Here is a 23511-nt window from a genome sequence, read left to right as displayed (position 1 = left end):
CCAGAGCGCCTGGCCCCGGCACTGCTCGGGGCCTTTTCGTTTTTATGTTTCATAGCGCGTAGACACGAGGCACATCATGCAAATCAAGCTCGCCAACCCACGTGGATTCTGCGCCGGGGTGGACCGTGCGATCGAAATCGTCAATCGCGCGCTGGAAGTGTTTGGCCCGCCGATCTACGTGCGCCATGAAGTGGTTCATAACAAATTCGTCGTCGAAGACTTGCGCAGCCGTGGCGCTATCTTCGTCGAAGAGCTCGATCAGGTGCCGGACGACGTCATCGTGATCTTCAGTGCCCACGGTGTGTCACAGGCGGTGCGCACCGAGGCGGCAGGTCGCGGCCTGAAAGTGTTCGACGCCACGTGTCCGCTGGTGACCAAGGTGCATATCGAGGTGGCGCGCTACAGCCGTGACGGCCGCGAGTGCATCCTGATCGGTCACGCCGGCCATCCTGAAGTCGAGGGTACGATGGGCCAGTACGACGCCAGTAATGGCGGCGCGATCTATCTGGTCGAAGACGAAGCAGACGTCGCCAATCTTCAGGTGAGCAACCCTGAGAACCTTGCCTTCGTCACCCAGACGACACTGTCGATGGACGACACCAGCCGAGTAATCGACGCCCTGCGCACACGATTCCCGGCCATTGGCGGTCCGCGCAAGGACGACATCTGCTACGCCACGCAAAACCGCCAGGATGCGGTCAAGGTTCTGGCCGATGAGTGTGACGTGGTGCTGGTGGTCGGCAGCCCGAACAGCTCCAACTCCAATCGCCTGCGTGAGCTGGCTGATCGCATGTCGACCCCGGCCTATCTGATCGACGGCGCCGAAGACATGCAGCGCAGCTGGTTCGACGGCGTTGGACGCATCGGTATCACCGCCGGTGCTTCGGCGCCTGAAGTCCTGGTGCGTGGCGTGATCCAGCAGCTGCACGCCTGGGGCGCGACCGGCGCGGACGAACTGGCCGGGCGCGAGGAAAACATCACCTTCTCGATGCCGAAGGAATTGCGCGTCAAGTCGCTGCTGTAATCCGGTCATTCTGTAACCGCTTCATGCGCAGGGCTCGCTGCCGAATCCCTCGGATCGCAGCGTGACCCTGCCGGTCACCGCAATCGCCAACTGATAGCGACTGGCGGGTGGGTCTTTGAGACAGACCGCCAGTGTCCCGTTGGCGTTGTTCAGCAGCCGCCCCGTGTTATCAAAACCAATGCGCACGGCCACCTTGCTGTTGCCCACCACCCTGACATTGGGGTGGGTGGCGAACTCGGCCAGTAACAGCTCGCCCTCGTCCCTGAACTGGTTGCGGTTGCTGTCGACGAACACATTCCAGCCTCGGCTCCAGTCATCTTCCAGCGCCTGCATCACCACCGGCTGACTGCGCAGAATCGCTTCGGTCCGCGCCATTCGCAGCCCGCTGGCCAGTTGCTGAGCCGTGTCCTGACGTCGTTGTGAGTCGATCAGTTGCCCGAAGGCGGGAATCGCCAGCGTGGCGACGATACCGACAATCACCAACCCTGCCAGCAGTTCAATCAGCGTTAATCCTTGCTGTTTCACGAGCGTCTTCCGTTGAGTGCGACGCTCAAGGAAACACCTGCCTAGCCGCCCTGACAACCGGGCCGATTGTCAGCCGATATGTCCGCAAGCCGCCGTTACACATCCTCCGGGCAAACCGCCGCGCATCGGCTTCACTGGTGGCTGCATGGCAATGGCAGAGGTGGGTGATGGGAGCGAAGACGATGCAATCAGGGATGACATTGATTGAAGTGCTGGTCGCGTTGCTGATCTTCAGCGTTGGCATATTGGGCGTGGCGATGTTGCAGCTCAGCGCGCTGAAATACACCGACAGTTCGATGCGCAGCATGCACGTCAGCTTCATCGCCCATGATCTGTTCGAGCGCATCCGCGCCAATCCGGACGCCAGTTACGCGCTGGCGTCGCTGAGTCAGGCGCCGACGTCCGGCAGTCTCGCCGTCCCTCGACAGCAAGACCTGTATGACTTCGCGACGCAATTGAAACGCGCGGTCGGTGACGACGCCGAGGCATCGATTGCGGTGGCGGGATCGAGCGTGACCCTCACCTTGAAATGGGACGATTCCCGCGCCAGCCAAGAGGCCGCGCATCAGCAAACGCTCACGCTGACCGCCGATGTCTCTGCCGAGCGGAGCGCACGGCCATGAAAGTTGTGCAGAAGGGATTTGGCCTCGTCGAAGTTCTGCTGGCGCTGATGCTGGGATTGGTGATGTCGCTGGCTTTGATGCAGATATTCATCAGCTCAAAAAGCAGCTATGCCAGTCAGACATCGTCCGCCAGCCTGCAGGAAGACGCGCGATTTGTGCTCAGCAAAATGGTCCAGGAAGTGCGGCTGGTGGGCATGTTCGGCTGCTTGGGAAAAGTCGACGACGCCAGCGTCGGCAATGGCTTCTCCAAGGCGTTTGAAGAGCCGATCCACTGGGACGCCAGCTCTCAGACACTGACCCTCGCCACGGCCGGAACAGGAGAGGGTGGCGGCTGGTCGACCTGGGTCATTCACACCGACTGCGTGTCATCCGCCACCGCGTACTCCAATGGCCGGGCGCCCCGACTTGCTGCGGATGAGGCCGCAATGCCGTTGCACCGGCAGGTGTATCGCTTCAACAAAGCGCGCAATGAACTGTCACTGAACGGCCAGCCTCTGGTCAGCAACGTGCGCGCGTTCAGCGTGCTGTTTGGCGTCGCCGGCTCGATCAACGAGCGCTCCATTGCGCGTTACGCCGCCGCTGCCGACCCCTCTCTGGTCCGCAGCGTGCGACTGACCCTGACCTTGTTCGACCCTGCGGCCCGGGTGCAGGAACAAACCATTGACGTTGTCGCTGCCCTCCGTAATCGGCTGGGGTGAGGGCATGAGCGTGAATGCACAACGTGGTGCGGTGTTGATCGTCAGTTTGGTGTTCCTCTTGTTGCTGACCCTGTTGGCGACATCGTCGATGCAGAACGCCACGCTCCAGGAAAAAGTGGCCGGCACCTTCACGCGGCGCGATGCATCGTTTCAGTCCGCCGAGACAGCGCTGCGCATCGCGGAAGCGAAACTCATGGCGCCCGTATTCTCCCTGCCGGCTTGTTCGTCGCCAGCGAGGTGTCTGCCGCCGCCTGAAGCGCTGACCCTGTCCAGCAGCGGACCGGGCGGGGTCTCGGGTATGGATTGGGTCGCGACGAAGGGTGGTTTTTACGGCATTCAGCATGTCGGCCAAACCGACCAACCGGCCGGTGGCGCAGACGATCAACTCTGGACCCTGTATCGCGTGACGGCCATCGGCATCGCGGGCGACTCACGCACCGTGCTCGAAAGCATTCACACCCAGGAGCGTCGCGTCATGTGGCGGCAGCGGCAATGAACAGAGCAACCGCAGGCTTCACCCTGATCGAACTGCTGATTGCCATCGCCATCGTCGCGATACTCGCCGCCGTCGCGTACCCGCAATACAGCGAATACACCCGGAAAGCCCGCCGCTCCGAGATCGCTGGGGTGCTGGTTGAAGAGGCGCAGAAGCTGGAGCGGTTTCATTCGCGGGCAGGGCAATACTCGGACGTCAGCGGGCCGCCGGCGTTTAGTCATGAGGTGTCGGTCGGGAATGCGTTTTATCGGATAGGGGCTGAGCGGAAGGAGCGGGCGTTTACGCTGACCGCGTCTCCGATGGGCGGGGGGATGATGGGAGGTGATGCCTGCGGCAGCTTTGTGCTGGAACACACCGGCAGGCGCGACAACCTCGGGATGTCGGGGGCTGCCAGTGTGTCGGGGTGTTGGGGGCGCTGAGATGACATATGAGGGCTGCGGCACAGGGCGTCAGGGCGTTCGTCCGTCGAAAACAGCCACACATCCCCCCGGCAAATATTGAAACAACCGGTTGCTATATAGTTTCTCCATTAAGGAGAGATTAAATGCCCAAACGGTGTCGGGGTTTTACGCTGGTCGAGTTGCTGGTGACCATCACGTTGGTCGGCATCCTCGCGGCGATCGCCATTCCAAGCTTCAGTACTACCATCCAGAACACCAAGGCCGACACGGAAGTAAGCGATTTTCAGCGTTTCCTTAACTATGCGCGCCAGCAAGCGATAAACAGTGGAACTGTCATTCGTATAACACCAGCCGTGGCGGGTGGTGCCTGGAATACTCAGTTGACTGCCATTGATCCTGCGGCACCGATTCCGATTCTGCGAGTCCTGTCGGCGATGGACTCTGGATCAGTCCTCGCAGTAAGTGGTAATCCCAGCGCGATTGACTTCAACAACCTGGGCGGTTTGGCCGCCCCGGTGCCGACGCCTGCGGCTGCTTTGGTCATCACCTATAACCGCGGCACCATCACCAGAGTGATCAACATATGCCTCAGCGGTCGTATCGTATTAGGCGGCTGCTGATGAACGCGAAAATGACTTCCCGGCAAAAAGGCACGACGCTGATTGAAGTGTTGGTCTCCTTGCTTGTTCTGGCCATCGGACTGTTGGGTGCGGCAGCGCTCCAGTTGAATGCGCTGAAATACACCGACAGTTCAAGAACGAGCAGCCAGGCCAGCTTCATTGCCTACGACATGATGGACCGCATACGTGCCAATCCGGATGTTGATTATCAGCTGGCGTCCCTTTCGGCAGCACCGTCTGGTGGTGATCTGAATGTCCCGCGTACGCAGGATCTCTATGATTTCAAGACTAACATTCAGAACCTCGACCTCGCGACAGGTGATGGAAGCATTGTTGTCAACAAGAGGGAGGTCACCATTACTGTGAGCTGGAGTGATGCCCGGGCCGCAAACAAGGCAAATACTTTGCAGACATTTATGGTGAAGAGTCGTGTAGCGATAGATACGAAGGTGGCGCAATGATGCACCGCGCCAAAGGCTTCGGCCTGATCGAGATCATGATCTCGCTGCTGTTGGGTCTGCTAATAGTGGCGGGCGTCATCCAGATTTTCATTTCAGCCAAGAACACCTATCTGTCCCAGAATGCCTCGGCGGTCATGCAGGAGGACGCGCGTTTCATCCTTACTAAAATGGCCCAGGAAATACGCATGGTCGGGATGTTTGGCTGTCTTGCGACGATCACTGACGCCAGTGCCAAAAGCGACTTCAATGCTGCGCAGGTGACTCCGATCCAATGGGATAACGCTACAACGAAGCTCACGCTGGTGACAGCAGATGTGGGGAACAACGGCGGTGTTCCAACCTGGACCGTTACCTCTGACTGCAAGTCGGGAGCGACCGCTAGAAGCGGTACTGCCGTCCCTGCCGCCAATGAGTTGGCGTTTCCGATACGTCAGCTCGTCTACCAGTTTGCGAATAAGCAGATACTTCTAGGGGGGGCTGCCATCGTCAATAACGTGAACAAGTTCACGGTAGTGTTCGGCACTGCCAACACGGCTTCCGACACAGTCATTACGGGTTACACCGCGACGCCTGCCAACACGAATCTGGTGCGTAGCGTGCGGCTGACACTGGAGATGACAGACGCAACAGGTCGAGTTAAAAACCAGACGTTCAGCGTGTTGACCGCTCTACGCAACCGTCTCTATTAGGTGTTGCCATCGTGAAAGTAGCTAGACTCAGAACTGTTCAACGTACCCGGGACCGTGAGCGTGGAATGGCGCTGATTGTCAGTCTGGTGTTTCTCCTGCTGCTGACGTTGATCGGGATTTCGTCAATGCAGAATGCGACGCTTCAGGAGAAGATGTCGGGCAGCGTCAAGCTACGCAATGAGTCGTTTCAGTTCGCAGAGGCGGCTGTGCGTCTGGGGGAGTCTGCGGTTCAGGCCACCAGTTACAAACTGGCGACCTGCACTAAATGTACTCCACCGGCGGAGGCCGCGAGCGTACAAGTCGCAGGTGCCAATGCTGCCTCGGGAGTGACATGGACCGCGATTCCGGGAGGTTTTTGGGCTGTCCAGAAAATCGCGACAACGAAAGACCCGGTCAACGTTAATCTCGTCGGGTGGGATGAAAGCGAGTCGTGGACGCTGTATCGCATCACCGGTGTTGGCGTGTCCGGTAACTCGCGAACTGTAGTGGAAAGTATCTATGCCAAACGTTGAGTGGTGCCGCAGAGCAAGACTTTATCTGGGCAAGCTGATGATGGGCGCACTGCTTGGTCTTTATGGCTCGGCCACCGCGTTCGCCGCGTTTGTGCCGTCTGACTCCCCCTTGTTAACAGTGGGGTCGGTGACGCCGAACGTCATGCTGTTGGTAGATGACTCCGGGAGTATGAACAGTATCATCTGGGCCTCAGGGTTTGATCCCAACGCGGATCCGGTGCCGGTGTACAGCTGCAGTTCGGATTTCAACTGCAACAACGTCACTGCCATGGACATGACTGACACCAACTTTTTTGTAGGAAACCTGCGTACTGGCGGGTGCGATCCTGGGTATGACGGTTTCTACAAGTTCACCACACGTGCCCGAGTCTGTCTCAAACTCCCCGACCCTGTGGGCAGCGGTAATACTCGGTACACCACTGCTTACATCAGCTACTTGCTTTACGGCACGTCGTTGTCCAAAAAAGACTACACGGATGATTCGATTCCCGACGATTACCGTATCAACGTTGCTCGGACAGTGTCAGCGGCGCTGGTCGCCAGCAACCGAAATCTGCGCATCGGCCTGGCGACGTTCAACCCACCTACGAGCCGCGATTCCGGACCTGGCGGCAACATTGCGAGGGCAATCAGCGATTTGTCCCTGACAACCTCCACCACCGCCAACCAGGCGACGGCCAACTACAATGCGCTGATTTCCTCCATCAACGGGTTGGCAGCAATCGCGAACACGCCACTGGCTGAAACGTATTACGAAGTGACCCGATACTTTCGTGGGATGACGCCGTATTACAACTCTACCCCTACCACCTACACCAGCCCGATTCAGTACCGGTGTCAGCGCAACTATGGTGTCGTAATTACCGACGGTCTGCCGACCTACGATCGAACTTTCCCCACTAACGATCCTCTGGGCGGCGCAAGCTTGCCCAACTGGGATCCCAATGATAACGACGGTGACAACCTCAGTGGCGATGGTGAGGGTGACACGTTGTACCTGGACGATATTGCCAAATTCGCCTATGACATTGATATGCGGATTGGCGGCACCGATGCCGCCGGCAAGAGTTGGGATGCGACCGACTTCATAAAGCAAAACATGTTTACGTATACCGTTGGCTTCACAGCGGCCAATGCCATGCTTTCGAACGCGGCCGTTAACGGTAAGGGTACCTATTATCAGGCGACGGACAGCGCCGGTCTGAACACCGCATTATCCGCCGCTCTAAACGACATCACTTCCCGCGCAGGAACCGGGGGAGGTGTAGCGTCTAACTCGTCCTCATTGTTGAGCACATCTGTTTTTTTCCAGACTCAATACGATCCGACTGACTGGCGCGGTACGATCAAGGCCTTGGCCATTTCGGCTGATGGGACAATCAATGCCGCAGCCCCGCTCTGGTCCACTGACAAACAGATCATTCCAGGTATTACCGCTACTTATGAGTCCTGGAACTCTTTGACCAGTGCGGTTATTCCGTTGTCCTTTCTCAGCTTTTCACTGCCGCAGCAGCTCGTGCTTAGCGCCAATCTGCCACTCGGAATTTCTGGGCTGGATTTGGTGCAATGGAGTAAAGGGATAAACAAGACAGGATTGAAAACGCGTTCGGTGCTGCTCGGTGATGTAATCAACTCGCCCCTGGCGTACGCCTCACCTACCGACAATCCGGCGTCTGACCCTGCTTCTGACAATAGCTACTCCACGTATCTGGATATCAAATCAAACTCAATGACTCCCAGCCTCGTGGTGAATGCCAACGATGGCTTGGTAAACGTGATCAATCCCTCAACGGGCGACAGGCGTTATGCCTATATGCCGTCCACGGTCCTCGCGAACCTGCATTACGTTGCTGATCCAAACTATATCAATGGGGTTTCGCACAAATTTTTAGTGGATGGGCAAATCTCGATCGTAGACGTTCAGTTTGCGTCATCCTGGAAAACGCTAGCCATTGGGGGGGCAGGCTCGGGTGGCAAGGGCTTTTATGCACTGCAACTCTTTAACGCTGGCGCCTTGAATACGGTGAAAGCGCTTTGGGACATCAGCAGCGTTAGTACAGGATTTGCCAACATGGGCTACGCCTATGCCAAACCGGAAGTGGCGCAGTTGCCGGATGGCAGATGGGCAGCCTTCATTTCGAACGGCTATGGCAGTACCACTGGCATAGCGTCGCTCTTTGTCGTCGATGTCAGCAACGGGGCGCTGATAAAGGAGATCCCCGTTGATACGTCAGGCAACAACGGACTGTCTTCAGTTAAGTTGCGCGTCAATGCCCAGAGTGTCGTTCAGTACGCTTATGGCGGTGACCTGAAAGGGCAGATGTGGAAGTTTGATTTCACAGGGCAGACCGCCTCCACCTGGAAAGTCGGCTTGGGTGGGAGTCCGTTGTTTACTGCTTCAGGCGGGGCGAATCAGCCGATTACGGCTCAGCCGGTCGTGGGGAATAACCCTAACGGCGGCAAGATGGTGTATTTCGGCACTGGTAAATTGCTCGAAGCCTCGGACAAAACGACGACCGCGACCCAGGCGTTTTATGCGGTCTGGGACAATGACGGGACGAGTGCCAACTACCGCGAAAGCGATCTCGTGGCGCAGGCGATCAATGGGGTCTCCACCGCAGCGTCGGGGCCGATTTTTACCACCACTCAGAACGACGTCAACTACGCCGCCAAAAAGGGTTTCTATCTGCCGCTGATCTACAACAGCGTCGCGACAGGGGAGCGGGTTATATATCCTGCTGTCCTTGCGTTTGGCCGCGTTCAGTTCACCACGGCGATTGTCGACACCGGGGATCCTTGCTCAAGTTCCGGATCTGGCAGGTTCGTGGATCTTGATGCGTTGAGCGGGAGAATGCTCAGTTATCCGGTTCTGGATACAAACGGTGATGGGCAGGTTAACAGCGGTGACGCTACTTCAAGCGGCTTCCTGGTGAGCGGCGGCGTGCCTTCGGTTGTCAGGCTTGATAAAGCTAATGGTAATCAGGCTATCGCTGTGGGCGGTCTGGCTGTCCCTCTAACAGTTACCGAGTTAGGTGGCGTGTCAGATCGGCGCATCATGTGGAGACAGATCAGATGAGGAATGAAAAATGATGGGCAGTAAAACGAAGGGATTCACCCTCATAGAGCTAATGATCGTGGTGGCCATTGTGGGTATTCTCGCGGCGATTGCGTACCCCAGTTACACCGAGTACGTACGGCGCACTCATCGGACCGAGATTGCCGGAGTCCTAATGGAGCAGAGCCAGGTTCTGGAGCGCTACTTTACTAAGAATGGCAAATACACCCTTGCGACGGTGACGGGCTCGAATGCCTGGTACACCGTTGCGGTGGTGCCCACCGCTACGGACTTCACCTTGACGGCAACACCTATCCCCGACTCCATGATGAACGGCGACAAGTGCGGCAATTTTCAGATCACCAACACCGGCGTGCGCCGTAACTCTACGGGGCTGTCGAACAAAGACTGTTGGGGCCGTTGAATGCATGGGGGTGAACAGGCCGTGGCCGACGTGCTAAATCATGATTCAGTCATCATCATCGGCGGCGGCGTCATCGGTCTCCTGACCGCCTTCAACCTCGCCTCAAAGGTCAGAAGCGTCACGCTGCTCGATCGCTCGGAAGTCGGCCAGGAATCATCATGGGCCGGGGGTGGCATCGTGTCGCCGCTTTACCCGTGGCGTTACAGCCCGGCCGTAACGGCGCTCTCACACTGGTCGCAGGATTTTTATCCGCAGCTCGCCGAGCGCTTGCTGGCGATGACCGGCATCGATCCGCAAGTGCACAAGACCGGCCTTTACTGGCTGGACCTGGATGACGAGGCCGAGGCGCTCGAGTGGGCCGCGCGTATGAATCGTCCGCTGACATCGGTGGATATTTCTGCCGTGTACGATGCCGTCCCCGTCATGGGCGGCGGGTATTCACGTGCGGTGCACATGGCCGACGTCGCCAACGTCCGCAACCCGCGTCTGGTCAAGTCGCTCAAGGCGGCACTGCTGGCGCTTCCCAACGTGGTGATTCGTGAGCACTGCCATGTCATCGACTTTGTGCGCGACGGTGATCGCGTTTTGGGTGTCACGACGCAAGACGGCGATGTGCTCGGCGACAGCGTGGTGCTGGCGGCGGGCGCATGGAGCGGCGATATGCTCGGCAAACTGGGGCTGGCACTGCCCGTCGAACCGGTTAAAGGGCAGATGATCCTCTACAAGTGCGCCGCCGACTTTCTGCCGAGCATGATCCTCGCCAAGGGCCGTTACGCCATCCCTCGGCGTGACGGGCATATCCTCATCGGCAGTACGCTCGAACACGAAAGGTTTGATAAGACACCCACCGAAAATGCCCTGGAAAGCCTGAAAGCCTCGGCGATCGAACTGATCCCCGCGCTGGCGGACGCGCAGGTGGTCGGGCATTGGGCAGGTTTGCGACCGGGCTCGCCTGATGGCATTCCTTTCATCGGACCTGTGCCGAATCATCAAGGCTTATGGCTGAACTGCGGGCACTACCGAAACGGCCTGGTGCTGGCGCCGGCGTCGTGTCAGTTGCTGACGGATTTGCTGTTGGGGGATGAGCCTATTATTGATGAGGCGCCGTATGCGCCTGCGGGAAGGCTTAACGCTTGAGTGGTTCAGCCAGATAACAGGTCCCATAAAGGGAACGATCAGTCCCTATTTGGGACCTGTCCGGCGTCGTCGAATCCATCACTCCAGCCCTAGCTTCTTCAACCGATAACGCATCGACCTAAACGTCAAATTCAAACGCTGCGCCGCCGCCGTGCGATTCCAGCGGGTTTCCTCCAGCGCTTGCAGGATGAGTTTGCGCTCGATGCTTTCCAGATAGTCTTCCAGATTATCGATGTCGGCCAGGCTTGGGCCGTCCTGCTCGGTGGGACGTGACGGCTCGGCCAGGCGCAGGTCTGCGGTGTTGATCTGATCGTCTTCGCACAACGTGTACGCCCGCTCTAGCATGTTTTCCAGCTCGCGCACATTGCCGGGGAAGCGGTAGCCCTTAAGCGCCGCCAGCGCGTGGGGCGGGAGGAGGGTGGCAGGCTCGCCGGCTGACTCGGTCAGGCGGCGAAGCACGCTGTTGGCGATCTCTTCGATGTCTTCGCGGCGTTCGCGCAGGGGCGGGACGCGTAGCTCGATGACGTTCAGCCGGTAATACAAATCCTGCCTGAAACGCCCGGCGGCCACTTCCTCATTGAGGTCCTTGTGAGTCGCGCACAGCACGCGAACGTCCACGACTTGCTCCTGCTGGCCGCCAATCGCGCGAACGGATTTTTCCTGGATAGCGCGGAGCAGTTTTACCTGCATCGCCAGCGGCAGGTCAGCCACTTCATCGAGAAACAGGGTGCCGCCATTCGCAACCTGAAACAGCCCGGGCTTGTCTTCGTGGGCGCCGGTGAAGCTGCCTTTGCGGTGCCCGAAGAATTCGCTTTCCATGAGCTCTGACGGAATCGCGCCACAGTTGACCGGCACAAACGGATGCTCGGCGCGCGGGCCTTGCTCATGAATCAACCGGGCCACCAGTTCTTTGCCGCTGCCCGATTCGCCGCTGATGTAGATCGGCGCCTGACTGCGGGCCAGCTTGCCGATCTGCTTGCGCAGCGACTGCATCGGCGGGGAGCTGCCGAGGAGGCGATGGTCGATGCGGTTGTCCTCGGCAGGCGCGATGCGCAGGCGCAAGGCGCTGGCGACCAGTTCACGCAACCGCGTCAAGTCGACCGGCTTGGTGAGGAAGTCGAACGCGCCGGCTTTTAGTGCATGGATCGCTGTGTCGAGGCTGCCGTGGGCGGTGATCATCGCCACCGGCACCTGGTTGTGGCGCTTCTGAATGTGCTGCACCAGTTCCAGGCCATTGCCATCCGGCAGGCGCATGTCGGTCAGGCACAGGTCGAACGCCTCGCGCGCCAGCCACTCCTGGGCTTCCTTGACGTTGCGCGCGCTGCGGGTGTCCAGCTTCATCCGTCCGAGCGTGATTTCCAGCAACTCACGAATGTCCGGCTCATCGTCGACGATCAGGATCTTTTGCCGTTGGCTCATGTTCAGCTCAGCTTGAACGGATGGGCGAAGGTAATTCGCATGCAGCTTCCGCCACCTTCCCGTGGAGTGTAATTGAGGCTCGCCTGATTGCTTTCGCACAGCTCGCGCGACAGGTACAGGCCCAGCCCGGTTCCTTTGCTTTCGGTGGTGAAGAAGGGTTCGAAGATTTTGGCTAGGTGCTCTTCGGCAACGCCCGGCCCGTCATCAAGGACTTCCAGCGTCGGCAGCTCACTGAATGGGGCTTGAAACAACCTTAGCCAGACTTGCGCGTGTTCGTGCAGCTGACCGCTGTAGCGCAATCCGTTTTGCAGCAGATTGCTCATCACTTGCTGCAACTGTTCGGCGTCCATCTGCGTACTGAGGACGCCCGGGCCAATGTCCAGGTGCACGGCCTGATTAGCCGTCAGCTCATCGCGAAGGTTACGGACGAACTCCTCGAGCCACTGCTTGAGATCGAGCAGATGGGGTTCGGTCTGACGTCGACGAGACAACTGCAGAACGTTCTCGATCACCAGATTCATCCGCCGCGATTGATCGTGAATGATCTGACTGAGACGCCGGTCCGGCGCCGTCAGTTCCGCGGATTCCAGCAGCAGTTGGGCGGCATGACTGATGGCGCCCAGCGGGTTGCGGATCTCGTGGGCGATACCGGCAGTCAGTCTGCCCAGCGCGGCAAGTTTGAGCTGCTGGGCCTGTTGGGATATCTGAGAAAGGTCATCGAGAAACACCAGGGTGTGGCGATCACTGCCGCGCGCCAGTGCGATGAAACCCGGGCGCAGCACCGGACCAATGGCCGAGGTGGTAATGCTGCGTGGCGCCATGGACGGATTGGTTATCCACTGACCCAGGCGCTCGACCAGTTGCGGCGAGTAAGCGTCGACAATTTCGCCCAGCAGGCGCTCGTGGCCCAGCAGATTCAGCGCGCTCTGGTTGGCGAGCAGTACTTTGTGATCCTCATCGAGCACCAGAATGCCGGTTCTCATGCGCTGCAGGATCAGCGCGTTGAGCTCTTCAAGGTTGTCGACGTCAGCGGCGCGACGTTCGGCGATGTCTTCGCTGAGCTGAAGTCGCCGTGCGAGGGCCTGAACCAGCAGTGCCGCCGCGAAGCACAGGGCGCCCAGCGAGCCGGCCTGCACAAAATGATTGGCGGCGGAGGGCTTGTGATAGCTGATGTAAAAAGTCAGATAAATGATGCCGATGGCCGAGAGCGCGGCAATCAGCAGTCCGGTCCGCTTGCGCAGCAGGACATTACTGATCGCCACCGAGGCAATGATCAGGTTGCCAATGCCGCTCGGTGCGCCTCCTCCGGCATAAAAAAGCGCGGCCAGCATCAGCGTGTCGGCCATGGCCAGGGAGAACAGTTGCCCCTGGCGGCTCGGTCGTTCGAGCAGCACCACCACGAGGATATTGAACACCAGGTACAGCCAGCAGCCGATGCGGAACAGCTCGATGTCGGCCAGCTCCAGCAGTTCGGCATCCAGGCTGGTGGAAATCAGCAGCACCAGCAGCACGCCGATGCTCAGACGATACAAGTGATACAGCCGCAGGATGCGTTGGGCCTGGGGCGTCTTCAGCGACAGGCTGTCAGCGGTCACGTGCGGCGGGGCCCTGCAAACGGTGTGTTTCGGTGCAATACCATTGCTGGTCCTGGCTCAGCGCGCGATCGCGAGGGACATGCACGCCGCATTGCGCGCATCGCACCATGGGCGCAGCGTCGATTTCCGGCGTCGCGGGCTTCGGGCGAGGGGCAGGGCCTTTGGTCAAGCGTTTGAAAAACCAGATGGCCGCCACGATCAGGGCGATCCACATAATCAAGCGAATCATGTCTGTCAGCTTATGAAGTGAAGAGCGCGCAGTGTAGCCAAGCGGGTGTCGGGCGCACAGTCATCTCCATCACCGGATGCTGTCGGAAAACGGCCGGGCATTAAAAAAGGCCCCGAAGGGCCTCTTTTAACTGACGTTTGGCAGGGACTGAATCAGTCGAACAGGCCAAAGGTCATGTAGCTGAAGATCGAGCGGCTTTTCGGCGTGCCGTCGTCGTCATTGTTTTTCTTCTCTTCGTCAGCTGACTGGTTCTCAGGCAACAGGTCGGCAGGGATGGCTTCCTTGGCGTCCTGGTACTGCTTGATCACGTCCTGGTTGGCGCGGGTTTGTCCTGGCGGCAGCGGCGGACGGCTTTCGATCAGGCCCAGCGTCGCCTTGGACAGCCACGAGCGGTTGTCGGCTTCTGCCGTGCGCGCTTCGAACTTGCCGTCTACCAGTTGCGGGTGATCCGGGTAGTTGGTCTTCAGGACTTGCAGGCTGGTGTCGGCCAGGTCGTCCAGGTGCAGACGCTGATAGGCCTCGACCATGACCGCCAGGCCGTCACCGACCGATGGGGTTTCCTGGAAGTTTTCAACCACGTAGCGACCACGGTTGGCCGCTGCCACGTAGGCCTGACGGGTCAGATAGTAGTCGGCAACGTGAATCTCGTAGGCCGCCAGCAGGTTGCGCAGGTAAATCATGCGCTGCTTGGCGTCAGGGGCGTAGCGGCTGTTCGGGTAGCGGCTGGTCAGCTGGGCGAACTCGTTATACGAATCGCGAGCAGCGCCCGGGTCGCGCTTGGTCTGATCCAGCGGCAGGAAGCGGGCGATGATGCCGACGTCCTGGTCGAACGAGGTCAGGCCCTTGAGGTAATAGGCGTAGTCGACGTTCGGGTGTTGCGGGTGCAGACGAATGAAACGCTCGGCCGCCGACTTGGCAGCTTCCGGCTCGCCATTTTTGTAGTTGGCGTAGATCAGCTCAAGTTGGGCCTGGTCAGCGTAGCGACCGAACGGATAACGCGACTCCAGCGCCTTGAGCTTCTCGGTGGCGCTGTTATAGCTGTTGTTGTCCAGATCGGCCTGCGCCTGCTGGTACAGCTCGACTTCACTGAGGTTTTCGTCGATGACTTCTTTCTTCGAAGAACAGGCAACAGTAAGTCCGAGGATGGCTATCAGCAGCAGGTGTTTCACTTGCATGGCGGCTTGCGTCCCTATAACGGCCTGCTGTCTTGCGCAGGACCGTCCTGTTATGATGGGCGCCCCGTGGAACCCCCGGGACAAAAGACGCCGTATTTAACCACAAGCGCACAGCCGAAACCAAAGGCCAGTGCCACCTCCTAGTTTGAGCATGTCTGAGATCATAGAACTCCGCGCAGAGGTGCCGTCCGAATTGGGCGGTCAACGCCTCGACCAAGTCGCCGCCCAACTATTCGCAGAGCACTCGCGCTCGCGCCTTTCCGCCTGGATCAAAGACGGCCGCCTGACTGTTGACGGAGGCGTCTTGCGCCCGCGTGACATCGTGCATGGCGGCGCCGTTCTGCTCCTCAAAGCCGAGCAGGAAGCCCAGGGCGAGTGGATCGCGCAGGACATCGAGCTCGACATCGTCTACGAAGACGACCAGATTCTGGTGATCAACAAGCCGTCCGGTCTGGTTGTGCATCCGGCAGCGGGTCACGCCGACGGCACCCTGCTCAATGCCTTGCTGCACCACGTGCCGGACATCATCAATGTCCCGCGTGCCGGCATCGTGCACCGCCTGGACAAGGACACTACCGGCCTGATGGTGGTCGCCAAGACCATTCAGGCGCAGACCCAACTGGTTACCCAGCTGCAGAACCGCAGCGTGAGCCGTATCTATGAGTGCATCGTCATCGGCGTGGTGACTGCCGGCGGCAAGATCAACGCACCGATCGGTCGTCATGGCCAGCAGCGTCAGCGCATGGCGGTCATGGAAGGCGGCAAGCCTGCGGTCAGCCATTACCGGGTTCTGGAGCGTTTCCGTTCCCACACCCACGTGCGGGTCAAGCTGGAAACCGGACGTACCCACCAGATTCGTGTGCACATGGCCCACATCAATTTTCCGCTTGTAGGCGATCCTGCCTACGGCGGTCGATTCCGGATTCCACCTGCTGCCAACGTCAACATGGTCGAATCCCTGAAACATTTCCCGCGTCAGGCGCTGCATGCGCGTTTCCTTGAACTGGATCATCCGACGACCGGTAAGCGCATGAGCTGGGAATCGCCGCTGCCGGACGACTTTGTCTGGCTGCTGACCCTGCTCAAGCAAGACCGCGAAGCGTTCATCGGATGACTGAACCCGTGACGGACTGGCTGATTCCCGACTGGCCTGCGCCGGCGGGTGTCAAAGCGTGCGTCACGACGCGATCGGGCGGTGTCAGTGTGGCGCCGTTCGACAGCTTCAATCTCGGCGATCACGTTGACGATGATCCAGCAGCCGTTGCTCATAACCGTTCGGCACTGACCACACGCCTGAACGTTCAGCCTGCATGGCTGACGCAGGTTCACGGTATTGACGTTGTCGAGGCGGCGCCGGCAGAAGTGCTTCAGGCTGATGCCAGCTGGAGCAAGACGGCGGGCGTGGCCTGCACCATCATGACGGCCGATTGCCTGCCGGCGCTTTTTTGCAATAAAGCGGGTACTCAGGTCGCTGCTGCCCATGCCGGCTGGCGCGGTCTTGCGGCGGGTGTGCTTGAGGCGGCGGTGGACAGTTTTGCCGATGCGCCCTCCGACATCCTTGTCTGGCTCGGCCCTGCTATCGGGCCGCAGGCATTTGAAGTCGGTCCGGAAGTGCGCGAGGCCTTTATGGCTATGCACCCCGAGACAGCCGATGCATTCGTGCCGGGCGCCAACGCCGGCAAATTCATGGCCGACATTTACCAATTGGCGCGTCTGCGTCTCGCCGCCCACGGTGTCGCAGCGGTCTACGGCGGAGGTTTTTCGACCTACAACGATGAGCGATTCTTCTCTTATCGCCGTGGCGCACGCACCGGACGGTTCGCTTCGCTTGTCTGGATCGAAGCCCGGTAGCCTCAGCCGCGCTCCAGCACTAAATCCTTCCGAATCCCTTCGTTCAAGCTAATGTTGATCCATGTCAACCCGTCAGCGCTTGAATCCTGCCTAATCGACCGCATCTAAAGAACCATCTGGCAGGTTTTCTTTATTAGGTGTGTTCATTGCTCCGGCCTGCCCATATAGGAAGGTGACGAATGCGTATTGACCGTTTAACCAGCAAATTACAACTCGCTCTCTCAGATTCTCAATCACTGGCGGTGGGCCTGGACCATCCGGCCATTGAGCCCGCGCACTTGATGCAGGCACTGCTTGAACAGCAGGGCGGTTCGATCAAGCCTCTGCTGCTGCAAGTGGGCTTCGACATCAACAGCCTGCGCACCGCGCTGAGCAAAGAGCTCGACCAATTGCCGAAGATCCAGAACCCCACCGGCGACGTCAACATGTCGCAGGATCTGGCGCGCCTGTTGAACCAGGCCGATCGCCTGGCTCAGCAGAAAGGCGATCAGTTCATTTCCAGCGAACTGGTATTGCTCGCCGCAATGGACGAAAACAGCAAACTCGGCAAGCTGCTGCTTGGTCAGGGCGTCAGCAAGAAAGCGCTGGAAAACGCCATCAGCAACCTGCGTGGCGGCGATGCGGTCAACGACCCGAACGCAGAGGAATCCCGTCAGGCGCTGGACAAGTACACCGTTGACCTGACCAAGCGCGCCGAGGAAGGCAAGCTCGACCCGGTGATTGGCCGCGACGACGAGATCCGTCGGACCATTCAGGTACTGCAGCGTCGGACCAAGAACAACCCGGTGCTGATCGGTGAGCCTGGCGTGGGTAAAACCGCCATCGCCGAAGGCCTTGCCCAGCGCATCATCAACGGCGAAGTGCCGGACGGCCTGCGTGGCAAGCGTCTGCTGTCGCTGGACATGGGGGCGCTGATTGCGGGCGCCAAGTTCCGTGGCGAGTTCGAAGAACGCCTGAAAGGCCTGCTCAACGAACTGTCGAAGCAGGAAGGGCAGATCATTCTGTTCATCGACGAGCTGCACACCATGGTGGGCGCCGGCAAGGCCGAAGGCTCGATGGATGCCGGCAACATGCTGAAACCGGCGCTGGCCCGTGGTGAGCTGCATTGCGTGGGCGCCACGACGCTCAACGAGTATCGCCAATATATAGAGAAGGATGCCGCTCTCGAGCGTCGCTTCCAGAAAGTGCTGGTGGATGAGCCGAGCGAAGAAGACACCATTGCCATTCTGCGTGGCCTGAAGGAACGCTATGAGGTTCACCACAAGGTGGCAATCACCGACGGCGCGATCATCGCGGCGGCCAAGCTCAGCCATCGCTACATCACTGATCGGCAGCTGCCGGACAAAGCGATCGACCTGATCGACGAAGCGGCCAGCCGCATTCGCATGGAGATCGACTCCAAGCCGGAAGTGCTCGACCGTCTTGAACGTCGCCTGATCCAGCTGAAGGTAGAAGCGCAGGCGCTGAAGAAGGAAGACGACGAGGCCGCGATCAAGCGCCTGGAAAAACTCCAGGAAGAGATTCAGCGCCTTGAGCGGGAATACGCCGACCTCGAAGAAATCTGGACCTCCGAAAAAGCTGAAGTGACCGGTTCTGCGCAGATCCAGCAGAAGATCGAGCAATCGCGCCAGGAGCTGGAAGCGGCGCGGCGTAAGGGCGACCTCAACCGCATGGCTGAATTGCAGTACGGGGTCATCCCTGATCTGGAACGCAGCCTGCAGATGGTCGATCAGCACGGCAAGCCCGAGAATCAGTTGCTGCGCAGCAAGGTGACTGAGGAAGAAATCGCCGAAGTCGTGTCCAAGTGGACCGGCATTCCGGTCTCGAAGATGCTCGAAGGCGAGCGGGACAAGCTGCTGAAAATGGAAGAGCTGCTGCACCAGCGCGTGATCGGCCAGAACGAAGCGGTCGTCGCGGTGGCCAACGCTGTGCGCCGGTCGCGTGCCGGGTTGTCGGACCCGAATCGTCCGAGCGGGTCGTTCATGTTCCTCGGCCCAACCGGCGTGGGTAAGACCGAGCTGTGCAAGGCGCTGGCCGAATTCCTGTTCGACACCGAAGAGGCGATGGTGCGGATCGACATGTCCGAGTTCATGGAGAAACATTCCGTGGCCCGACTGATCGGCGCGCCACCAGGCTACGTCGGTTACGAAGAGGGTGGTTATCTGACCGAAGCGGTACGCCGCAAGCCTTACTCGGTCATCCTGCTGGACGAAGTCGAGAAAGCGCACCCGGACGTGTTCAACGTCTTGCTCCAAGTGCTTGAGGACGGGCGTCTGACTGACAGTCACGGGCGTACGGTCGATTTCCGTAATACTGTGATCGTCATGACCTCCAACCTGGGCTCGGCTCGCATTCAGGAGCTGGTTGGCGATCGCGAAGGGCAGCGCGCGGCGGTCATGGATGCGCTCACCACGCATTTCCGTCCGGAGTTCATCAACCGGGTGGACGAAGTGGTGATCTTCGAACCGCTGGCCCGCGACCAGATCGCAGGCATCACCGAAATCCAGCTGGGCCGTCTGCGCCAGCGTCTGGCGGAGCGCGATCTGCGTCTGGAGCTGTCCAGCGAGGCGATGGACAAGCTGATCGCCGTCGGCTACGACCCTGTGTACGGCGCACGACCGCTCAAACGAGCGATCCAGCGCTGGATCGAAAACCCGCTGGCTCAGTTGATCCTGTCGGGTGGCTTCATGCCAGGCACCGGCATCAGAGGCACGGTGCAGGACGACGAGATCGTCTTCGGCTGATCTGCGCCTCTATATAGCGGCGCAGAAGGGCTCTCTTTGCGAGGGCCCTTTTTTATGCGCGGTGATTTATTCCCTGAACCGCAGGATTTTCGGGGGCTTGAGGGCTATCCGCAGAAAAGTCGCAAATCATTGTCTTAAAAGCAATTTAGAGGGTTGACAGGTGTTTCTGGAAATGTAGAATAGCGCGCCTCAGAGACGTGAACGCAGCGATGCAAACAGGTTGAAGAGGCTGAAAATGCGGTAGATTCAGTGAGGTAAGCGCCAGATTCGTCTGGTGAAGATTTACTGAATTTGTTGTATTGGAGCGCGTCAAACGCTGCATCTGAAATTGATAGATTTGAAAAGATCGTTCCGTGATAGCTCAGTCGGTAGAGCAAATGACTGTTAATCATTGGGTCCCAGGTTCGAGTCCTGGTCACGGAGCCAATTTCAAGAGGTAGTACCGTCGGGGTATAGCGCAGTCCGGTAGCGCGCCTGCTTTGGGAGCAGGATGTCAGGAGTTCGAATCCCCTTACCCCGACCATTATTTGGGTCGTTAGCTCAGTTGGTAGAGCAGTTGGCTTTTAACCAATTGGTCGTAGGTTCGAATCCCACACGACCCACCATTTTTGACCTGGCTTCATCGGGTTGGATCTTAGGGAGTGACGCAAATCGCGTCACCCGCTCTGGAAATGCTGTAAGGTGTTTCTTTGTTTCACCGGGGTATAGCGCAGTCCGGTAGCGCGCCTGCTTTGGGAGCAGGATGTCAGGAGTTCGAATCCCCTTACCCCGACCATTTTCGCCTGAGCAGGATCCAGGTAGAAAATACCGCTTCAGCGACATTCTCTCTGAAGCTACAAAAAAGCGTCCTTCGGGACGCTTTTTTCGTTTCTGGCATTCACTGAGCCTTGGGCGGGTTAGCCCAGTACGCCTCGATCTGATTTTTCAGATCGTCAGGGATCGGTGCGAAGTCCAGCGAGCGTGCGTGTTCCTGCCCGCTCTCCAGCGTCCAGCGAAAAAAATCCTGAACGGTCTTCTGCCGGTCGGCGTCTTTGGGCTGCTTGTACATCACGATGAACGTCGCGGCGGTAATCGGGTAGGCGTTTTCCCCCGGTGCGTCGAGCATCGACAGATCAAAATCCTTCGCGTTTTTCCAGTCGGCCGTAGCGGCTGCCGCCTGAAAGCTCTCGGTGCTCGGCGTCACGAAGGTGCCAGCAGCGTTCTGCAACATCCCATAATTCAACTTCTGCTGTTTGACGTAGGCGTACTCGACGTAGCCGATCGAGTTCGGCACCTGCTTCACGTACGTCGCCACGCCTTCGCTGCCTTTGCTGCCCATGCCCACCGGCCAGTGGACCGAAGTGCCCGCGCCGAGCTGGTTCTTCCATTGCGGGCTGACCTTCGCCAGATAACTGACCCAATTGAACGTGGTGCCGGAATCATCCGAGCGATACACCACGCTGATATTCGCGTCAGGCAATTTCACGCCCGGGTTCAGGGCGGCGAGGGCCGGGTCATTCCATTTGCTGATTTTGCCCAGGTAGATGTCGGCCAGCACCGGGCCTGTGAATTTCAGGGTGCCCGGTTTGACCGAGGCGACGTTGATGACAGGAACAATGCCGCCGATCACCGACGGGAACTGCTGCAGGCCGAAAGTTTGAAGGTCTGCCGAGCTCATCGGGCGGTCAGTCGCGCCGAAATCCACGGCACCTTCCTTGATCAGGGCAATGCCCGCGCCAGAGCCGATGTACTGATAATTAACCTTGATCTGGGTCTTCTGGTTGTAATCGGTGGCCCATTTGTACAGCACCGGATAAATGAACGTGGAGCCGGCGCCGGTGACCTCGGACGCTGCGCCTGCCGTGGCGGCCATGGATAGATTGAGCGCGATGCCAAGGCCTGCGGCCAGCATCAGTCGGGAGAGCTGCAACATGGATGACTTCCTGTAATCGAGCGACATCGGGGTGAGTTGCGTTGATGGGATCACAGCAAACAGCACGTTTTTATGACAAGGCATGACAGATTTTCTTCATCGGCAGGTTGATCAATCGCGACGGCCAGGCCGGTTATTTACACGTCGCTCCGGGTGCGGATTCATGAGGCCCGGTATAGACTTCAGGCAGTCTTTTCAGGATCGGCCGTTATATGAAGTCGCCAACTCCTTCATTCGAGCAACAGCGACTTGAAGCGCTGCATTTTCTCGAAGTACTCGACACACCACCCGAGGTCGCGCTGGACCGCATCACCCGTCTGGTAGCGCAAGTGCTGAACGTGCCGATCGCTCTGATATCGCTGGTGGATCAGGACCGCCAGTGGTTCAAGTCCCGAGTGGGGCTTGAAGCGGCGGAGTTGCCGCGTGAGGTCGCATTCTGTGCGCACGCCATCCTTGAAGCCACCGAGCTTGTGGTGCCCGATGCCTTCGAAGACGCACGGTTCTGCGACAACCAGCTGGTCACAGGCGATCCCCATATCCGTTTTTATGCTGGCGTACCCATTCGCACCAGTCAGGGCTTCGCCGTGGGCACGCTTTGCGCCATTGACGCGCAGCCCAGAATCCTCACCCCAGACGAGCTGTCCATCCTCCACGACCTGGCCGAAATCGTCAGCCGCGAAATGCAACTGCGGGAAAACCTCATGCTGGCGCAGGTTCAGAAGAGTCGCTCCGAGGCCTTGTTCAAAGCCAGTGAGGCGGGCTACCGCTCAATGTTCGAGCTGGCGTCGGTGGGCATTGCGCTGATCGCGCCGGGCGGTGGCTGGATCAGCGTCAATGCCGCGCTGTGCGATGTCCTTGGCTACGCACCCGATGAGCTCAAGCACCTGACGTTTCAGGACATCACTCACCCCGACGATCTGGACAGTGATCTTGAGATGCTGCATCAGCTGAGTGTCGGTCAAATCAACAGCTACCAGATGGAGAAGCGCTACCTGCGCAAAAACGGCAGCGCGGTCTGGGTCAATCTGAGCGTGACCAAGAAGCTGTCCGAAGCAGGAGAGCTGGAATATTTCATTTCGATCATCCAGAACATTCAAGCGCGCAAGGAGCTTGAGCAAGAGGCCCGACATGACTCCCTGACCGGTCTGCACAATCGCCGCGCGCTGGACTCGCTATTGCCCATCGCTCAGGCGCGTGCGGATCGCTCCAGATTGCAGCTGGCGTTGATGTTCATCGATCTGGATGGGTTCAAATTCATCAATGACAATTACGGACACGATGCCGGAGATGATCTTCTTCGCGCTATTTCCACACGTTTGCAGAACTGCATTCGCAGGACCGACAGCCTGGTTCGGCTCGCCGGTGATGAATTCATCGTGATTCTGGAGGGCATCACGCCGGGGGTGGACGAAGCGCGGGAAGTGGCTCAGAAACTCCTGTTCGCGATTGCACAGCCCCTCACGATCAAAGGCGATGTCATTCGCAGCAACGCCAGCATCGGCTTTTCCATGTACGAACCCGGTTCCGGCAAAGCCCCTGACGAACTCATGCGCGAAGCCGACCGCTGGATGTACAAGGCCAAGCATCTGGGCAAAGGACAGGTGATGCCATAGCGTGCTGTGGCTCAAGCAAGGCTCCCGGACTTTGGGCCAGACGCGTATCCCGCAGCACCACCATCATTGTAGGAGCGCGCTTGCCCGCGAAGACGTAGGAACAGTCGATACAAATATGTCCGATGTACCGGCCATTCGCGGGAAAGCGCGGTCCTACGCCTGCGGCAGAAGCGGGGCGAGGTATGCCTGAGAAGGTTGGGGTTTTGATTCTGGACGGAGGGTGTAGGAGCGCGGCTTGTCCCGCGATCTGCCGGGAACCGGTAGTCAACCAGACGACCCTGTTTTATCAGGCACACCGCATTGGCGGG

Annotated in this window: 22 protein-coding genes and 4 tRNA genes; 20 read left to right on the top strand and 6 right to left on the bottom strand. The window is 58.9% G+C overall.

Annotation, left to right across the window (positions count from 1 at the left end):
• The first annotated feature begins 76 nt into the window (after positions 1-76).
• Positions 77-1024, top strand: a complete 948-nt coding sequence (gene ispH, locus L4G42_RS14290) for a 4-hydroxy-3-methylbut-2-enyl diphosphate reductase (RefSeq protein ID WP_237251979.1) — start codon at positions 77-79, stop codon at positions 1022-1024.
• A gap of 21 nt (positions 1025-1045) precedes the next feature.
• Here ispH and L4G42_RS14285 read toward each other — a convergent pair whose 3' ends face one another.
• Positions 1046-1549 (bottom strand): GspH/FimT family pseudopilin, encoded by a 504-nt coding sequence (locus L4G42_RS14285; protein ID WP_237259286.1) that lies wholly within the window; start codon positions 1547-1549, stop codon positions 1046-1048.
• A 167-nt stretch (positions 1550-1716) separates the two neighbouring features.
• Between L4G42_RS14285 and pilV (L4G42_RS14280) the strand changes: the two genes are divergently transcribed.
• From pilV (L4G42_RS14280) to thiO, 11 genes are all read left to right on the top strand, one after another.
• Positions 1717-2172 (top strand): type IV pilus modification protein PilV, encoded by a 456-nt coding sequence (gene pilV / locus L4G42_RS14280; protein WP_272905114.1) that lies wholly within the window; start codon positions 1717-1719, stop codon positions 2170-2172.
• Complete coding sequence (locus L4G42_RS14275) at positions 2169-2870, top strand: PilW family protein (protein WP_237259288.1); 702 nt, start codon at positions 2169-2171, stop codon at positions 2868-2870. Before pilV (L4G42_RS14280) ends, L4G42_RS14275 begins: the two co-directional genes overlap by 4 nt.
• Before the next feature lie 4 nt (positions 2871-2874).
• A complete protein-coding gene (locus L4G42_RS14270; RefSeq protein WP_237255006.1) occupies positions 2875-3366 on the top strand; it encodes a pilus assembly PilX family protein in 492 nt (163 codons plus the stop codon).
• Positions 3363-3785 (top strand): type IV pilin protein, encoded by a 423-nt coding sequence (locus L4G42_RS14265; RefSeq protein ID WP_237255003.1) that lies wholly within the window; start codon positions 3363-3365, stop codon positions 3783-3785. The genes L4G42_RS14270 and L4G42_RS14265 overlap by 4 nt, the downstream gene beginning before the upstream one ends.
• Before the next feature lie 125 nt (positions 3786-3910).
• Complete coding sequence (locus L4G42_RS14260; protein WP_237259289.1) at positions 3911-4387, top strand: GspH/FimT family pseudopilin; 477 nt, start codon at positions 3911-3913, stop codon at positions 4385-4387.
• Complete coding sequence (gene pilV, locus L4G42_RS14255; protein WP_237255001.1) at positions 4387-4848, top strand: type IV pilus modification protein PilV; 462 nt, start codon at positions 4387-4389, stop codon at positions 4846-4848. The genes L4G42_RS14260 and pilV (L4G42_RS14255) overlap by 1 nt, the downstream gene beginning before the upstream one ends.
• Complete coding sequence (locus L4G42_RS14250; RefSeq protein ID WP_237255000.1) at positions 4845-5537, top strand: PilW family protein; 693 nt, start codon at positions 4845-4847, stop codon at positions 5535-5537. The genes pilV (L4G42_RS14255) and L4G42_RS14250 overlap by 4 nt, the downstream gene beginning before the upstream one ends.
• A 65-nt stretch (positions 5538-5602) precedes the next feature.
• Positions 5603-6049 (top strand): pilus assembly PilX family protein, encoded by a 447-nt coding sequence (locus L4G42_RS14245; protein WP_237254999.1) that lies wholly within the window; start codon positions 5603-5605, stop codon positions 6047-6049.
• A complete protein-coding gene (locus tag L4G42_RS14240; protein WP_237254998.1) occupies positions 6036-9125 on the top strand; it encodes a pilus assembly protein in 3090 nt (1029 codons plus the stop codon). The genes L4G42_RS14245 and L4G42_RS14240 overlap by 14 nt, the downstream gene beginning before the upstream one ends.
• Positions 9126-9138: 13 nt before the next feature.
• Positions 9139-9528: a type IV pilin protein gene (locus tag L4G42_RS14235; protein WP_237255005.1), complete on the top strand. Its 390-nt coding sequence runs from the start codon at positions 9139-9141 to the stop codon at positions 9526-9528.
• A 30-nt stretch (positions 9529-9558) separates the two neighbouring features.
• Positions 9559-10665 (top strand): glycine oxidase ThiO, encoded by a 1107-nt coding sequence (thiO, locus tag L4G42_RS14230; RefSeq protein ID WP_237260910.1) that lies wholly within the window; start codon positions 9559-9561, stop codon positions 10663-10665.
• Positions 10666-10743: 78 nt separating this feature from the next.
• Here thiO and L4G42_RS14225 read toward each other — a convergent pair whose 3' ends face one another.
• The 4 genes from L4G42_RS14225 to L4G42_RS14210 all read right to left on the bottom strand — a co-directional run bounded on the left by L4G42_RS14225 (position 10744) and on the right by L4G42_RS14210 (position 15083).
• Positions 10744-12084 (bottom strand): sigma-54-dependent transcriptional regulator, encoded by a 1341-nt coding sequence (locus tag L4G42_RS14225; protein WP_237259290.1) that lies wholly within the window; start codon positions 12082-12084, stop codon positions 10744-10746.
• Between the two features lie 2 nt (positions 12085-12086).
• Positions 12087-13679 carry a sensor histidine kinase gene (locus L4G42_RS14220; protein ID WP_237259291.1) on the bottom strand — a complete coding sequence of 531 codons (1593 nt, stop codon included), beginning with the start codon at positions 13677-13679 and terminating at the stop codon, positions 12087-12089.
• On the bottom strand, positions 13669-13908 hold the full coding sequence (locus L4G42_RS14215; RefSeq protein ID WP_272905113.1) for a PP0621 family protein: 240 nt from the start codon (positions 13906-13908) through the stop codon (positions 13669-13671). Before L4G42_RS14215 ends, L4G42_RS14220 begins: the two co-directional genes overlap by 11 nt.
• A gap of 152 nt (positions 13909-14060) precedes the next feature.
• Complete coding sequence (locus tag L4G42_RS14210; RefSeq protein WP_192173378.1) at positions 14061-15083, bottom strand: outer membrane protein assembly factor BamD; 1023 nt, start codon at positions 15081-15083, stop codon at positions 14061-14063.
• A gap of 151 nt (positions 15084-15234) precedes the next feature.
• Here L4G42_RS14210 and rluD point away from each other — a divergent pair, with 151 nt between their 5' ends.
• The 7 genes from rluD to L4G42_RS14175 all read left to right on the top strand — a co-directional run bounded on the left by rluD (position 15235) and on the right by L4G42_RS14175 (position 20453).
• Entirely contained in the window at positions 15235-16197 is a 963-nt protein-coding gene (gene rluD, locus L4G42_RS14205) for a 23S rRNA pseudouridine(1911/1915/1917) synthase RluD (RefSeq protein WP_074890541.1), read from the top strand.
• Between the two features lie 8 nt (positions 16198-16205).
• Positions 16206-16934 carry a peptidoglycan editing factor PgeF gene (pgeF, locus tag L4G42_RS14200; RefSeq protein ID WP_237259391.1) on the top strand — a complete coding sequence of 243 codons (729 nt, stop codon included), beginning with the start codon at positions 16206-16208 and terminating at the stop codon, positions 16932-16934.
• Positions 16935-17113: 179 nt separating this feature from the next.
• Positions 17114-19678, top strand: coding sequence for an ATP-dependent chaperone ClpB (clpB, locus tag L4G42_RS14195; RefSeq protein ID WP_237254906.1), 2565 nt, complete (start codon positions 17114-17116; stop codon positions 19676-19678).
• A 350-nt stretch (positions 19679-20028) separates the two neighbouring features.
• Positions 20029-20104, top strand: a tRNA-Asn gene (locus tag L4G42_RS14190).
• Between the two features lie 20 nt (positions 20105-20124).
• Positions 20125-20201, top strand: a tRNA-Pro gene (locus tag L4G42_RS14185).
• 6 nt (positions 20202-20207) lie between these two features.
• Positions 20208-20283: transfer RNA gene (locus L4G42_RS14180), tRNA-Lys, on the top strand.
• Positions 20284-20376: 93 nt separating this feature from the next.
• Positions 20377-20453 (top strand) — tRNA-Pro (locus L4G42_RS14175).
• Between the two features lie 102 nt (positions 20454-20555).
• On the opposite strand, the gene pstS is transcribed toward L4G42_RS14175, so the two are convergent.
• Complete coding sequence (gene pstS, locus L4G42_RS14170) at positions 20556-21590, bottom strand: phosphate ABC transporter substrate-binding protein PstS (protein WP_237259293.1); 1035 nt, start codon at positions 21588-21590, stop codon at positions 20556-20558.
• A 212-nt stretch (positions 21591-21802) separates the two neighbouring features.
• Here pstS and L4G42_RS14165 point away from each other — a divergent pair, with 212 nt between their 5' ends.
• A complete protein-coding gene (locus L4G42_RS14165) occupies positions 21803-23203 on the top strand; it encodes a diguanylate cyclase domain-containing protein (RefSeq protein ID WP_237259294.1) in 1401 nt (466 codons plus the stop codon).
• The last annotated feature ends 308 nt before the right edge of the window (positions 23204-23511 follow it).

The organism is Pseudomonas petrae (genome assembly GCF_021728295.1).
In the GTDB taxonomy this organism is placed as follows: domain Bacteria; phylum Pseudomonadota; class Gammaproteobacteria; order Pseudomonadales; family Pseudomonadaceae; genus Aquipseudomonas; species Aquipseudomonas petrae.
Note: the sequence above shows the minus strand (reverse complement) of the source record. Positions and strands in the feature narration are given on the sequence as shown.

Bases quoted from the DNA above. Each gene is read 5' to 3' on its own strand.
- L4G42_RS14270 (WP_237255006.1), top strand. From the start codon at position 2,875: ATGAGCGTGAATGCACAACGTGGTGCGGTGTTGATCGTCAGTTTGGTG.
- L4G42_RS14250 (WP_237255000.1), top strand. From the start codon at position 4,845: ATGATGCACCGCGCCAAAGGCTTCGGCCTGATCGAGATCATGATCTCG.
- L4G42_RS14210 (WP_192173378.1), bottom strand. From the start codon at position 15,083: ATGCAAGTGAAACACCTGCTGCTGATAGCCATCCTCGGACTTACTGTT.
- clpB (WP_237254906.1), top strand. From the start codon at position 17,114: ATGCGTATTGACCGTTTAACCAGCAAATTACAACTCGCTCTCTCAGAT.
- pilV (WP_237255001.1), top strand. From the start codon at position 4,387: ATGAACGCGAAAATGACTTCCCGGCAAAAAGGCACGACGCTGATTGAA.
- L4G42_RS14240 (WP_237254998.1), top strand. From the start codon at position 6,036: ATGCCAAACGTTGAGTGGTGCCGCAGAGCAAGACTTTATCTGGGCAAG.
- pstS (WP_237259293.1), bottom strand. From the start codon at position 21,590: ATGTTGCAGCTCTCCCGACTGATGCTGGCCGCAGGCCTTGGCATCGCG.
- L4G42_RS14165 (WP_237259294.1), top strand. From the start codon at position 21,803: ATGAAGTCGCCAACTCCTTCATTCGAGCAACAGCGACTTGAAGCGCTG.
- L4G42_RS14235 (WP_237255005.1), top strand. From the start codon at position 9,139: ATGGGCAGTAAAACGAAGGGATTCACCCTCATAGAGCTAATGATCGTG.
- rluD (WP_074890541.1), top strand. From the start codon at position 15,235: ATGTCTGAGATCATAGAACTCCGCGCAGAGGTGCCGTCCGAATTGGGC.
- pilV (WP_272905114.1), top strand. From the start codon at position 1,717: ATGGGAGCGAAGACGATGCAATCAGGGATGACATTGATTGAAGTGCTG.
- L4G42_RS14275 (WP_237259288.1), top strand. From the start codon at position 2,169: ATGAAAGTTGTGCAGAAGGGATTTGGCCTCGTCGAAGTTCTGCTGGCG.
- ispH (WP_237251979.1), top strand. From the start codon at position 77: ATGCAAATCAAGCTCGCCAACCCACGTGGATTCTGCGCCGGGGTGGAC.
- L4G42_RS14245 (WP_237254999.1), top strand. From the start codon at position 5,603: ATGGCGCTGATTGTCAGTCTGGTGTTTCTCCTGCTGCTGACGTTGATC.
- L4G42_RS14215 (WP_272905113.1), bottom strand. From the start codon at position 13,908: ATGATTCGCTTGATTATGTGGATCGCCCTGATCGTGGCGGCCATCTGG.
- L4G42_RS14225 (WP_237259290.1), bottom strand. From the start codon at position 12,084: ATGAGCCAACGGCAAAAGATCCTGATCGTCGACGATGAGCCGGACATT.
- L4G42_RS14260 (WP_237259289.1), top strand. From the start codon at position 3,911: ATGCCCAAACGGTGTCGGGGTTTTACGCTGGTCGAGTTGCTGGTGACC.
- L4G42_RS14265 (WP_237255003.1), top strand. From the start codon at position 3,363: ATGAACAGAGCAACCGCAGGCTTCACCCTGATCGAACTGCTGATTGCC.